Here is a 14,453-nt window from a genome sequence, read left to right as displayed (position 1 = left end):
CATTGGAAGTAGAGGTGAAAAGGATGAGTTCTAAACCTGGTGAGATCATACTTGAAGTGATTAAAGTTATTATACAAATAGTTGGTAAGAAAGATAAGTGATTAAAATTACATTTTATATAGAAGAGATTAAAATAATTCTTTTTACTTCTTTACTTCAAGTTGTCTTCGTGAGTGGAAGGATCATTTTATTTAGACAAGAGAGATTGTATAACTGCTAAGAGCTTATAAAGTAAATAAGAAAGAAATGTAAGTAGGAATACTAAAATGATAATATTTTGTTTATAGATAGATTACAGAAGGAGCAGTTAACAAATAACTTGTTCCTTTCTTTTTTTTGAGTCATTATTCTCTATAAAAAATTACAAGATTACAAGATTACATATTACAATATGGAACTTTATCTAGAAAGATAAATGTAATTTTATTATGATAATTATGTATATTTCTTATTTATCTGGTTTTTCCATTCCTATTGTAATGTTGTTTACATAGTAATTAAATTTTATTGGGGAGTTTGAAATGGACACTATAAAAACAAAAAAGCTATATAACAATTTAGAAAGTAAAAGACTTGAACGAAATGAAAGAGAAGCAATTTGGGGGATCAGTAAAGATTTTAAACGTATTTTTAAAAAGCATAAAATCAATATGTCGATAAGGTGGAATCTTGATATTACAGGTCCTAACGATCAGGTGATTAATAATTTTTTTATATACCCAACTCATAAGATATATTATTCAAATGGTAGGGAGAAAAAAGAAGTAGGATTAAGAATTCGAATTATAAAATTAAATGAGCGATTATATGATGTTTTTGACATTGATTTACGAACAGAAGTGTTAGAGAAAGCAGATTGGTTGACTTCGAATATTATTGATAAGCGGCTTAGGTTAAATATTAATAGCAACCTGATAAAAAAATATAATAAATATCTCCTTGTTATGCGTGAATATGCAGAAACAAAATTGAAGGAAAAATCGAAAATTATATACACAGATCAAATGGGATGGATAAAATATTGGGGTAAATGGGGGTATGTACCTGTTACGAATTCTCGAAGTAACTCTATTATATATGACAAAAATTTGCTATCTAAGTTTAAACTAAAGATGAATAAGGATATATTACCAGAAAAAGCTTTTCAAGATACGATGGCTATGATAGATGTTGCAGATAAGAAGATAACAATACCTTTGTTGGCATATACATTTCTTTCTGTAGTGACAAGTTTAATTAAATATAGTGAGTCAAGCTTAAACAAGTTCTGTATATGTATTACTGGGAATAATAGCGACTTAAATAGAGTTGAACTTGCGAATATTTTTTGTAATTTATATGATAGGCAGCCGAACATAAAAAGTATTAATGCAGCATTTCATTCTAATGGCCCGTGTAGTATTGAAGAATTTCGAAGTATGTCATCAAAAATTCGCGATAGTGTTTTTATTATAAATACTGAGAAGCAGAATCAGAAAATATCCATGGCCCGAAAGTTATTACATAATTACAATAATGAGAATATGTTTTTATTGTTAAACGAAGATGAAATCAATCAAGATTTCATTTTGAACTTGAATATAAGCGATATTCAAGTTGAGACATCATTATTAAATCAGGCTAAATTAAACCCTGAATCGTTTACAACATGTGTTGCGCATTTCATCAATTTTTTTGCTGAAGTTTTTAGTGATATAAAAAAAAGAGAGAAGATTAGAAAGGAACTGGTTAAACTTTATAAAGGTTACCAAGATTTTTTCAATAAAGACAATGTAGAATATGATATAAACAAAATACACATGGATTCACTTTTATTAGTTGGTTTCAATTTGTTACTACATTACGGAAGTAGTATTGAAGTAATAGATGATAAAATGATAGAGCATTATCATGAAGAAGCTTTACAAGTTTTTAAGCATAAAAGTACAACTGTTTTTTCAATGGATACAGAGCATATAAAAGCTAAACCTATTTATTTTCTTGAACACTTACTTCAATTGCTAGAAGAAAATGAACCTCAGGATAAAAACGATAGTTCACTTGATCATTCTAATAGTGTAGGTTGGTTTGAAAGTGAAGAAATTCTATACATTCCAAACAATGTTTTTAAGAGGATTGAAGAGATACCGAATGATAATCAACAAAAAATTAGTTCTTCAAGAGTGAAAAACGAAATTTATGGAGAACTATATAAAAATAGAGTTATATTGCAACCAGATCCTGATAAAGAAATGAAAAAAATTCAAGTTGGTACCATAGAGAAAACGATAAATGTAGCTAAGTCTTCTATAAAGGCTTTTAGAATGGATTGGGTAAGAGCGAAAGAATACATAAAAGAACAGAAAGAAAAATAAAAAAGTACACGTTTTTTTAACGTGTACTTTTTTATTTTGTATGTAACATTTCTTTGAGTTAAATTATATATCCCCCTCCGCGTACACTCTTTGTACCATTGCATTCTCTCTGCTCTACAGAATAGGAGGCGTTTGTATAGTGATTGATACTATGTACATTACTTTGGAACTCACTAAACGTGAGTATGGAGCAGCTGTTAATGCGTTAGATCTATTTTTAAGAAGTAACTCATTAGGTCCTATTCATAAAAAGAAAGGAAGTGATAATAATGCATTGATTACCTATGGTTTAGCGAAATATGGATTTAAAGAAATAAGATTAAGAAATAACAAGAGATATGGTTATAGGGCAATTGAAATTTTGTTAAGACCAAAGTTATTAGTAGATGAAGGTAATTATAATGATGTTACGCATCTTCATGAATTTGTAACTGTTCGGAATCGATTTAATTACATATTGAGAAATGAAATAGGTCTGGATGTTCCAGATCTATTTTATTGGAAAGTAAAAAGAGTCGATGATGCTATTGATTTAAAATTAGATGAGCAACTACTTTCTAAATATATGTTCTTGTTTAAAAAGGGGAATTTGCAAAATTATATGTGTAATTCAAATGCTCTACAATATTTTGATGCGGAAAATAATGTATACATTATAGGGAAAAACTTTAGGGTCAATTGGTACGATCGTTATATAACTCAACGTAGTAAACAAAAAAAGACAAAGAAGCAATATAACAATTTAGAGGAACTAAGAGGGAAATTTCGTTTAGAAATTCAAACTAGAGATGTAAGGGGTTATATAAAAACAAAGGATCATTCAGTTTTATCATTTTTAGACATAAAGCGAACCCAGCAAAGAATTATGTACTTCTATGATCTTATTGTGGGCGGTGGAACTTATTATACCTATGATCAAGGTATGGAGATTATTAATAAGGTTTCATGTCAAATTCAAAGGGTCGCATTGCGAAAATGCTATGAATTAATTAATCGAGAAGGAAGTATATGGAGGGCTAGAATGAAATATATAGAGATGCAACCAGATGCTAAAAAAGCTGCAGATTGGTTTAGTAAAAGATTAAATCAGATTAGAAATCTAGAAATTAATCCAGTTGCTTTACCTTCAGAGTGGGGAATATCAAAATTACCAAATCTGAGAGAGGATATCTTGAATTATTTCAAAGATTACCAGGAAACACAGACTAGCATTATAGTGGACGATTAAAAGCTTGCAAATGTTATGGGAGAGAAAGTCCTTTGTAAACAGCACAATAATGAAAGTGATGAAGAGATGGATGCTACGTTTTGTAGAAAAAACATCTCTTTTTTGTTTTTAAAAAGCTATAAAATACGACGAGGTGATTAAATTGAATAAGAATGACATTTTAGCTATTAAAAATATGGTAGTTAAGCGAATAAATGTACTATTAAAAGATGTGAAAAACAGTGATGAATTGAATAGGGAGTTATGTAATTATGTGATTGGGTTAGGAAGAAAATTTGGGTATGAAGGAGCAAGGATGAAACTAGAAAACTATGCTGTGAACAAAAGTGGTTATATTGACGTGATTTGGATAAATGAGTTAGGGCATATTGAGTGGGTGATATCAATAGACGGGGGGTTGCGTAAAAGATCGATTGCTAAATTGAAAGCAGTTCATACCGAAAATAAATTATGGCTATATTATGGGAATTCAAAGAAACTAAGAAAATTTATAGAGAAAAATGACCCAAATGGTGACATTAAGGTTATACATTTAGGTGATTTTAGAAAGCAAATAAGGAGTAAATCTGCTTCCGAAAATATATTGAATAAAGCTTTTTAATATCAAATAACGAAAGATAATTACATTTAATTTTCCGTAAACATTTAGGTAAAGATAGATTTTCTAGATATATATTATAAGTTTGAACGTTAAGAAAAGAGGTGATTGGCTGTGTTTGAGAATTATGATGATGTTGTACACGTAGAAGATTTAATGGAAATGTTAGACATTGGACGAAATAAAGCATACGAATTATTACAATCAGGAAAAGTTAAATCATTTAAAATTGGAAAGTCGTATCGAATTCCTAAGGTGTGTATTCAACAATATGTGCTTTCTAAAGTGAACATGAAAATAGAAGAGTTCACGGAAAATAGTTATTAATCTTTCAAGCAGCGATGAAATTGTCGCTGCTTTTTTATTTGTATATTTAGGAGGATGAAGATAATGGCAGGCAGAACAGTAAAGAAAGATCAAAATACAAAGACATGGTATTTTATTTTAACATATGGAAAAAAAGAAGACGGCAAACCAAGACAATTTAAAAAGAGAGGATTTAAAACAAAACAAGAAGCTCAGAAAGCGATGTTAGATTTAGAACAATCACTAACATTAGGAACATATATACAGCCAAATAAAATTCTCTATAAAGAGTATTTGTTAGAGCGATTTTTGGAGGATAAAATGACAAAGGTTAAGAAGCAAACTTTGAATACGTATAGATGGATTGTTGAGAAACACATTATTCCAGCAATAGGGGATGTGGAATTAACAAAACTTAATCCGATGAGTATACAAGGATTATATAACAAGTTAACGAAAGAACAGGCTTTATCGGATGAAAATATTCAAAAAGTACATATGCTAATTAATGATTCATTGAAAAAAGCCGAAAGATGGGGGCTAATAGCTCGTAATCCTGCTGCTCTTGTAGATCGGCCGAAAGCAGAAAAGAAAGGGATAACAGTATGGGATGTAGGAGAGGTAAGGCAGTTCTTGAAGTATGCCAAAAAGAGTGGAAGATACTATATAGCTTTTTTACTAGCTTTAACAACAGGAATGAGGCAGGGAGAAATATTGGGACTTCGTTGGAAAGATGTGGATTTTGAAAATGGATGTGTTCGTATTACTCAAACGCTTAGTAGTGATGGGAAAGAGTTGTTGCCTTATACGAAAACAAAATCAGGTTCACGAACAATTGATTTACCAGAAGAAACGGTTATAGCTTTAAAAATACATTGGCCATTTATAAGGAGAGAAAGAGAAAAAAATCGTTCTTATAAGAATTTAGATTTAGTAGTATGTACAGAATTTGGTACACCTACTCATAAAAGTAATATTCGTAGAGTCTTTAAATCTATCATTAAAAAAGCGGATATCCCTAAAATTCGATTCCACGATATGAGGCATACTCATGCGACATTGTTGTTGCTACAGGGGGTAAATCCTAAAATTGTCTCGGAGCGGTTGGGGCATGCTGATGTAAGAATAACGCTTGATACTTATAGTCATCTATTGCCGAGTATGCAGAAAGATACGGCAATCCAATTTGGGAAAATGTTGTTTGGTGAGGGTGATAAGTATCGTGTAGAAATTAATTTAGATTAAATTTGTAAATATCTACAGTTCAAGTTTAAAGTAATATTTGTTTAAAGGTGTTATTAGAGAAAAAGAAGAATCCCTGAACTTCCGGGGTTCTTCTTTTTTACGTATGTTTCGATAATAATTGCAATAGATCTAACTTCTGCGCTAATAACGTTATTAAAAGTTAAGAATAGACGACCTTGTATATCTTGTTGTGTTTGAAAAATACAACTTAATTATGAAAAGTTAATTGATGTGATAAAAAAGAATTAATTAAAGTCGACTACTCAGAAGACTTGATATATTATCACAGTTTAATGATTGGTACTTTATTCCTCAATTAGACTTATTTGGGGTTAGTAAGTATTATAGAATATAAGAATATGAGTATCTCTAAATAAGATAAAAGTAAAACAGGTATAGCTACTAAAAAAGAATTGAAATCTTAATTTATTAAACTTTTTGGAGATTCTAGCTGAAGTAAAACAACTAATGATGGAACTTAAAACTTTATTAGCATGCTATAGCAAAAAAACTAGGAGTGATGCTCATATGCATATATGGAAAAATGATGTAAATCTCAAAGTGGTTTAGAGAGGTTAGAACATAAAAAATACATAAATTATAGCGATTAGGATGGAGGGCTTACATTGAAAAGAAATAAGAAATACCCAATAAAACATCTTTCGTTAAGAGTGCCTTGGCATGACAATCGATGGAACGGTACAATTTGTAATCATCCTCGAGAAAACAGCTCATGTTTAATATTGAAGAATTGTGCATTATCACGTAATGATGAAAAAGAGGAGAGTTTAGCTGGTAAGAGCATTGAAGAATTACAGCAAGGTCAGTTCCCTAGTTGTATTGGCGAAAGAGGCACTTTCATGAGTGGCTTTTCATTTGCGAAACTGATAGAACATCCTTATAAGAAAAGGAATAATGATAAATATTTACATTTTAAAGAGACTCCTTTACGTTTTCCTGCGTATGGTGCAGCAGGTGTGCCATTTTTATGGATGATGCGTGAGGAAGCAGAGAAAAAAGCTCTATTTTACGATTTGGATTATGATATAAATCGTGAACCAGATTTACAGTTTTCTACTACTTGGTTACAGGATTATCATAATCAGAAAGCCTTGCTCGATTGTTTTTTTGAACATGTGGAGCCAATAAACTCATTATGTTTTATTTATGCAAAGGATGTTCCATTTGTTGAAACATCAGGACGTGTATTAATTGGGGTGGGGCGTGTAAAGCATATTAGTGATGGAGTTGAATATGAATATGAAGCAAAGGGCGGCATTCGCTCGATGCTTTGGGAACATATGATACAGCATAGTATACGCCCTGATTTTTCTGATGGATTTTTATTACCTTATCACGATGCTTTAGATCATGCGTTGGAACATCCAGAATTTAATCCTGCCGAGCTTGCAGTTATAGCACCAAATGAAAAAATGACGCAATTTTCATACGCAACAGAGCATGTGACAAATGATACAGCAATTAAAACGTTACTTTTGTGTGTCAATAGTTTAGAAAAAGCGAATCAATTAGGAATAGGTAATCGAGATTGGGAACCTCAAATTAAATGGCTCCATGAAAGAATAAATGAATTAGAAAAAATTCGTGGACACTACCCTGGGTTAGGTTCAGCACTAACTGCATTTGGTCTTAGTAAAGGGCACTTTATTGCTCAGCAATTAACAGAGCAAATGTCCAATGATAATGTTTGGGAATTAGTGAATAAAATGTTTGCTTCTCCAAGTCAATTGCTTTCTGCAGATTTGGCTAAGACAGTTACTGATACGATTCGACAATTATGGAGGAAAATATATCAAAATCCAAGCTCTACTCGTCTAACGCTTCTTCAATTAATCAGTAGGTTTGATTTAACCATTGAACAAGCAATAAAAGTATATGTTAAAGAAGAACGAGAAAAAGAAGGGATTTTTCTCTCTGATGATGATATTCTGGACAACCCATATTTATTAGTCGAACAAACAGTATACTCTGAGGAACCAATTGACTTTTGGACAATTGACTATGGGCTATTTCCTAAAAAGGTGTTAAATGAAGCAGTACTGTTGCCTAATAAAGTACAGATGACAGACCCTCTAAATCCTAAAAGAATTAGAGCATTGACTGTCATGCAATTAAGGAAAGCATCAGAGAAAGGTCATACATTACTACCTCAGAAGGAACTGGTACTACAAATTCGCGACTTACCTTTATTACCAGAATGTCAGGTATCAAAAGATTACTTTGATATCGCTGAGGATTTGTTTGGTGGTGTTATTATAAGAACAACATTTAATAATGGCGAAATATGTTACCAGTTAAACGAATTACACGAAATGGGAAAGCTTATTAATTCTACGGTAAGAAAGAGAAAAACAGCGACTCCTTTTTCTATAGAAAAAAATTGGAGAAAGATTATTGATAATGAATTTAAGAATGATCAACTTGATGAGTTAGAAGAACTAGCCAGGGTGGAAAAAGCAGCGGCCCTAGAAACTCTGTCTCAATCAAAGTTTTCTGTACTCGTTGGTTCAGCGGGAACTGGGAAAACAACAATTCTAGCTGCATTATGTGCACAAGAAGAAATTAAGAAAGATGGAGTATTATTTTTAGCACCAACAGGTAAGGCTAGAGTGCGAATGAAAGAGACAACCGCATCTCTCAATATTGAAGCTTACACACTTGCACAATTTTTAAGTAAGTATAACCGCTATGATACTAAAAAAATGCTTTATCAGAGATCGAAAGCAGAAAAATGTATAAGCTATGGGACTGTCATTGTAGACGAATCCTCTATGTTAACAGAAGAAATGCTTGCAGCTCTTTTTGACGCATGTAAAGGAGTTAAACGCTACATTTTAGTTGGTGACGATCGGCAACTGCCTCCAATAGGACCTGGTAGGCCATTTGTAGACATCGTTAACTATTTAAAACCAAATAACATAGATTCACGATTTCCTAAAGTTGGGCCATCTTATTCTGAGCTAACTATACAAAGAAGGCAAAGAGACGAACAAACAGCTGTGAGTATTCGAAAGGATATGATGTTAGCAAAATGGTTTAGCGGGAAACAATTAGATGTTAGTGACGATGAAGTATTCCAGGAGCTTATGTTAGGCAAGGAGTTTCCGGAACTACAAGTAATTTCTTGGAAAGGTGACCATGACTTTATAGAGAAGCTCAAACAGGTTCTTGTCAAAACGTTAGAACTAAATGATATAGGTGATGAGAAAGCGTTTAATAATAGTTTAGGGGCATTTGATGGAAAATACTTCAACTTTCAACAAGCAGTAGACAAAATAGAAGAATGGCAAATATTGAGTCCTATCCGTGGTACACAACAAGGAACCTTACTAATAAATAGATTGATTCATCAGTTGTTTCGAAAAGACACTGTCGACTATACAAAATGGTTAAAGTCGGAGTATAGAGCACCAAAGCTTCCAAAACCATTAGGTACAGAAGAAATAACTTACGGCGATAAAGTCATAAATACCATGAATCACTCTGTTTATTCCAATCGGGTCTATCCAGAAGGCGGACAGAATTACATAGCCAATGGTGAAATAGGAATTGTTGTAGGCCAATTTAAAAATAAATTCCATAAATTCAAAGGCCAACCTAAAAATACAGAAGTCGAGTTTGCTTCCCAAAAAGGTTATAAGTATACCTTCTACCAATCTGACTTTAAAGAAGAAGGGGAGTCAACTTTAGAACTTGCGTATGCAATAACTATTCATAAATCACAAGGTAGTGAGTTTGAGACAACATTTGTTGTTTTGCCGAAAAATAGCTTCAACCTATCTCGAGAGTTAATATACACTGCACTCACGAGACAAAAAGGAAAAGTGATTATCCTATTCCAAGGGGATAACATTATTGACTTAAAAAAGTACTCTACGGCTATGTTTAGCGAAACAACAGCTAGACTAACTAACTTATTGGAGCAACCAAATGTAAAAGAAATAGAAGGTAAATATTTATCTAACTACCTTATACACGCAGCAAGCGATTATACTATGCTTCGGTCCAAATCAGAATTAATTATTTATGAAACTCTTTTAAAACATCAACTCGACCCAATGTATGAACAAGAATTAACCATAAATGGTCAAACGAAGCTACCAGATTTTACGATTATTGATGATGATAGTGACATCACTTATTACTGGGAACATTGTGGGATGCTTACGAATGACATTTACAAACAGCGTTGGGAAGCAAAAAAACAATGGTACTTTGAGAATGGGATTTTACCACTCGAAGAAGGTGGCGGTCCAAATGGGACGTTAATAGTAACGGTAGACTCGCCAGAAAGTGGGATTTCTGTTCCGGAGATAGAAAGTATTATTAAAAAAATGCAGTAATGGTATCCATTAGACCTTAGAAAGTATTAATCATTTAAGGGTTTTGAAAGAGATCGAATTTACTTTGTCTTTACCGAAAAGGTAATTGGACAACGAAGCATTTGCCTGGATGGTATTTAAAATCGGAAGTGTTAAACCTTTTCTAACTTTATCGGTCAGGACAGCATCATTGTAAAAGGTGCTGTCTTTTTGTTTAAACGTAAGCCCGAATTATTAAAATTAAGCATACCTTTACGGTACATATCACAGGTAGTCGTATATCATTGTTTTTATCAGATATACGGCTATTTTATTTTCCACATGTTGTTTAGATGTTTTTTAACCAAGGCATACATTGATTTGAAATTTCTAGGTCTCGATGAATAGCTAGATTTGGTAGATCCGTCAGTAATTTCAAAAGGTATTGATAGAAGTCCACACCGTTCGCTTTTGCACCAGATTGCTTTTTGTTTTGTACATATTCTTCTAGATAAGACAATTAAATGACAACTATTCAAAAGACCATACTGTTTCTCAACAATTATATTCATGTGACCAACTTTGACTGTTAAGTGGGAAAAAATAATTTTATGTTCTTTATGATGAAGGGAAAATAAAATACTTATTTGAGGGAGAGATTTTTTAAAACGAAATTATACAAGAAAAGGAGCATCCAGGAGCTTTTTCTATAACTTTTATAGGAATTTTATAAGAAAATACTGAGAAATTGTTGCTGTACATACTATATAAGTGTGAATTATGATTGCCTTATAATAAATCGGTGAGGTGAATGTAATGAACAAAAAAACCTTTGAAGAATGGGGATTTAAATTAATTCCATCTAGTTACGGCGAATTAAAAGGACAAAAAAGGTATTATCGAGTATCCTATGGGATATCCCAATGGCATACATCAGATCCAGATAACATTCATAAGGCTTGTACGGTATTTGTACAATTTGGAACGACCTCTCACTTTGAGAGGGCCAGAAAAAGAGGAGAGATAAAGGATGATTATCCTTGTCATATCCTCGAACAAGATCTCAGCTTAGTAATCGATGCTATGGTGAAATTAAGAATACAGTTTGAAAAGGGTGATTGAGGTTATATAAGGGGGAATATAGTTAAGGGTAAGTACTTCCAAGTATTATGAGGGTTTATACTTGGAACGATCCACTATCCCCAAAATAATAAAGGTGGAAAAGTTATAAATGGTTGGCATGGAAGGAACTAGTTACAAAAGGCCCTTAATTTTTGATCGTTATTAATTTTAGTCTCTTACCATTTACATATAAAATAATAATGTAGAAAATCTATCGATATTTACTAGTGAACCAACCCTGGCAAACCAGGGTGTTTTTTCATAGAAGGAAAACATCACCATCTCATTGGCACACCTGATGAACCAAGACAAAATAGTTAAATGGTAATTGTTTATCAAATGGCCTTCTTCCCCCTCTGTTAGAAAGTTTAAAATGAAAATTTAACACAACCATCATCTTGGTGGCATAGTTTCTATCTTTTTATTCAATCTTTTATATTACTTAATTTGCATGTCCCCATCTATTGTTAAATGCTAATTATTCCCTTAAACTAAAGATTAGATTTAATATTTCAAGTCCCCATAATTAATGGTGTGACAATTATTGCATAATTTAGGAGTGAAGGAAATGCTAGGCTTGCAATTACGCAAGGAATTTAGGGGGCGTATTTTAAAAGGTACGGCTATTGACTTTAATAATGAAGTACACAATGAGAGAGCGGAAGAATTTTTGGATATTACCTATCCATCTAATGATCTTCTTAAAATGCTCGAAGCAGTGAGTCCTAACAATTCAAGACCTGTTGTTCTAATTGGGGAACGTGGGCAAGGTAAGTCCCATCTATTAACAACCCTATACCATTTTTTTGCTCATCCGAACGAGGCAGGGCAATGGCTAGAGCAGTGGGCAACACGTTTAAAAAGACCTGAAATTAGTAAAATTCCTCTACGTGGAGGGATGCACGTTGTAGCAGAGAGTTTGCAAAGGCAGAACTACAAGTTTCTGTGGGATATCCTGTTAGAACGTCACCCACACGGACAATACATACGTGGTAAATGGGAAGGACAAGGAGAAAGAAGGACAGAAGTCCTTGGATATGACCTTGTTTTAGAAATGGTGAAAATGCAGCCGACGGCTATCATCTTTGACGAATTTCAGATATGGTATGATTCATTGACTAATACAAAGCAGTATCCATGGAAAAACTGGGCTTTTAATTTTATCCAAATCCTTTCAGAAATTGCAGAGGATTATCCTGAATTACTTGTGTTGGTTGTATCTGTACGGAATGGGCATACAGATGCCTACCAGCAGATTCATAGAAGAAACCCTACCTTAGTAGATTTTAAAGGCCAATATGTAAAACGAGACCGCAAGCGGCTTCTCTTGCATCGCTTATTTGAAAACCGGATGCAGATAAGTGAGAATGACATTCTCCAACTTATCGATATTCATCTGAACGAGTATTTCCGTTTGCTTCATGTACCAGAGGCGGAACAGGAGGCAGTCACTCATGACTTTGTGGAATCTTGGCCATTTAGTCCGCAATTACTTCAACTGCTCGAAGATCAGGTTCTAGTTTCGACTGATGCACAGGAAACACGTGACTTGATTAAGATTCTCGCCAACCTGTACAAGCAGCAGGCAAATAGCCCCTGCATTATTACAGCTGCTTCTTTCTCTATTGAGGAAGACCGGGGCGGTGTGGCGGCTTTGCTAGACTCAATCTCTAATGAGTATCATAAGGAGCTTCGTGAAAGAGCACATCGAAATTTAAAAGCAGTAAGGGAAGCTGTTAAGGGGCAAGATCAAATTCCACATGCTTCTAGTATTATTAGTGCCTTGTGGCTCCGCTCCCTTGCTATGAATAAGTTTGCAGGTGCAGAACGAAATTTGTTACTATCTGATATTACGCAAAACAAGCGGATTGATGACAATACATTCTTCCTCGAAATGAACCTTATTATAAACAATAGTTTTAATATTCATGAACAGGGAGAAAAGCTTGTGTTTAAGAAAGAGGAGAATCCACAAGCCAAACTGTTAGCCTTTGCACGTAATGACCGTTTATTTCAAGATGCATCTGATATCGACCGTCTTGCAAAGGAGGTTGCTTATGTTATCAGTGGTTCCGGGGATGTTGCAACCAAATACCGTGTGATTGTACTGAGGAAGGATTGGCAAACAGACCCTTGGAAGGAGATTAGTGAAACAGAACATCCAAGCAAATGGGATAACCGAATTCCCCTCATTGTAGTGCCAGAACATGTAAATCCGTTAGAAGGGGTATTGGGAAGATGGCTTGGCAAACATATATCTGCTAAGAGAAATACGATCCGTTTTCTTTTACCAAAGAACGGTGCTGAGAGTATATATCGTAACAAAGAGCTCCTTTTATTTGCGCGAGCTGTACTAAAGGCGGATGAGTGGAAGCAAGAGGACCCAGAATATCGCCCGCTATTTAAGCAGTATCAAAATAAGTTGCGCGATCAGCTAGAAGGTTTGTTTGATCGCTTTGCAATCTTAGATATTTGGAGCTTTGGTACGCCAGAAGATTGTGAATTTCATATTGAGGCACATCAAGTGAAGGGAACAGACATCCCAGATGCAATTCATGAAATGATTCGCAAGTCCTTGTTCGAACCGGAGGATTTTGAAGAACTGGTTTTAGATAAAGCAAAAAATAATGACTCGGTAGACCGACTTTTGACTGAACTACAGGAGCCGCGTCCGGGTGGAAGAGAGTGTATCCCATGGCTAGGTGAGACGGAAGTGAAAGAGAAGCTTATCCGCTTATGCACTAAAGGTTTAATAGCCTTTGATCTGCGAGGTATGGAGAAGCTATATAAACATGTGGGAGAAAACGAAGAGGAAGCATGGAAACGGATGAGAGGAAAGCTTGGCACAGGCAGTCATCTCAAAGAAACATATATGATGTTGCCGTCAGCTATTCCGACTTCTTCTAAAGTGGAGATAAAAGAAGAACCATCGCCGGATGATGGAAGTTCTACACAAGGTGGAGGGTATGATGGGACATACTCAGCAACAGGCACACAAATAGGAGGAGTACAGCCTGATAATCCCGGTACAGTAACTCCAAATATCTCGAATTTGTTCGGAGGTGCATCAACACCTCCAGTGACACAGCATATAGCACCCGCAACGTCATCTTTAAACTTAATGGGAAAAGCAGAGGGTTGGGGTATCAATTCTGGTTCAAACCTTAAAAATGTTACATTTAAAGTAGATAAGATGACAGGAGCGCAGCTCCAAAAACTATTACGCTCACTCCCGGACGGTATTGCGTATGAACTAAAGTTAGATAAGGAGGAATAAT

At 34.0% G+C, this 14,453-nt stretch carries 8 protein-coding genes; all 8 read left to right on the top strand.

Translation table 11 applies throughout. The features are described 5' to 3' along the window. Positions 1 to 521: 521 nt before the first annotated feature. The 8 genes from MR109_RS11030 (at position 522) to MR109_RS10995 (ending at position 14,452) form a co-directional block, all read left to right on the top strand. Complete coding sequence (locus MR109_RS11030; protein WP_242272089.1) at positions 522 to 2,354, top strand: hypothetical protein; 1,833 nt, start codon at positions 522 to 524, stop codon at positions 2,352 to 2,354. A 139-nt stretch (positions 2,355 to 2,493) separates the two neighbouring features. Beyond that, positions 2,494 to 3,582: a hypothetical protein gene (locus MR109_RS11025; RefSeq protein ID WP_242272088.1), complete on the top strand. Its 1,089-nt coding sequence runs from the start codon at positions 2,494 to 2,496 to the stop codon at positions 3,580 to 3,582. Positions 3,583 to 3,724: 142 nt separating this feature from the next. Then, entirely contained in the window at positions 3,725 to 4,183 is a 459-nt protein-coding gene (locus tag MR109_RS11020; protein WP_242272087.1) for a hypothetical protein, read from the top strand. Between the two features lie 111 nt (positions 4,184 to 4,294). Then, positions 4,295 to 4,507, top strand: a complete 213-nt coding sequence (locus tag MR109_RS11015) for a helix-turn-helix domain-containing protein (protein ID WP_242272086.1) — start codon at positions 4,295 to 4,297, stop codon at positions 4,505 to 4,507. 63 nt (positions 4,508 to 4,570) lie between these two features. Further along, the gene (locus tag MR109_RS11010; RefSeq protein ID WP_242272085.1) at positions 4,571 to 5,731 is read left to right on the top strand and encodes a site-specific integrase; all 1,161 of its coding nucleotides are present in this window, start codon (positions 4,571 to 4,573) and stop codon (positions 5,729 to 5,731) included. A gap of 626 nt (positions 5,732 to 6,357) precedes the next feature. Further along, positions 6,358 to 10,095 carry an ATP-dependent DNA helicase gene (locus MR109_RS11005; RefSeq protein ID WP_242272084.1) on the top strand — a complete coding sequence of 1,246 codons (3,738 nt, stop codon included), beginning with the start codon at positions 6,358 to 6,360 and terminating at the stop codon, positions 10,093 to 10,095. 774 nt (positions 10,096 to 10,869) lie between these two features. Continuing rightward, complete coding sequence (locus tag MR109_RS11000; protein WP_242272083.1) at positions 10,870 to 11,175, top strand: hypothetical protein; 306 nt, start codon at positions 10,870 to 10,872, stop codon at positions 11,173 to 11,175. Positions 11,176 to 11,743: 568 nt separating this feature from the next. Continuing rightward, the gene (locus MR109_RS10995; protein WP_242272082.1) at positions 11,744 to 14,452 is read left to right on the top strand and encodes an ATP-binding protein; all 2,709 of its coding nucleotides are present in this window, start codon (positions 11,744 to 11,746) and stop codon (positions 14,450 to 14,452) included. The last annotated feature ends 1 nt before the right edge of the window (position 14,453 follow it).

It is taken from the genome of Bacillus cereus group sp. BfR-BA-01310 (genome assembly GCF_022664325.1).
Lineage (GTDB): Bacteria > Bacillota > Bacilli > Bacillales > Bacillaceae_G > Bacillus_A > Bacillus_A paramycoides.
This window is presented reverse-complemented; position numbering and strand designations above follow the sequence as displayed.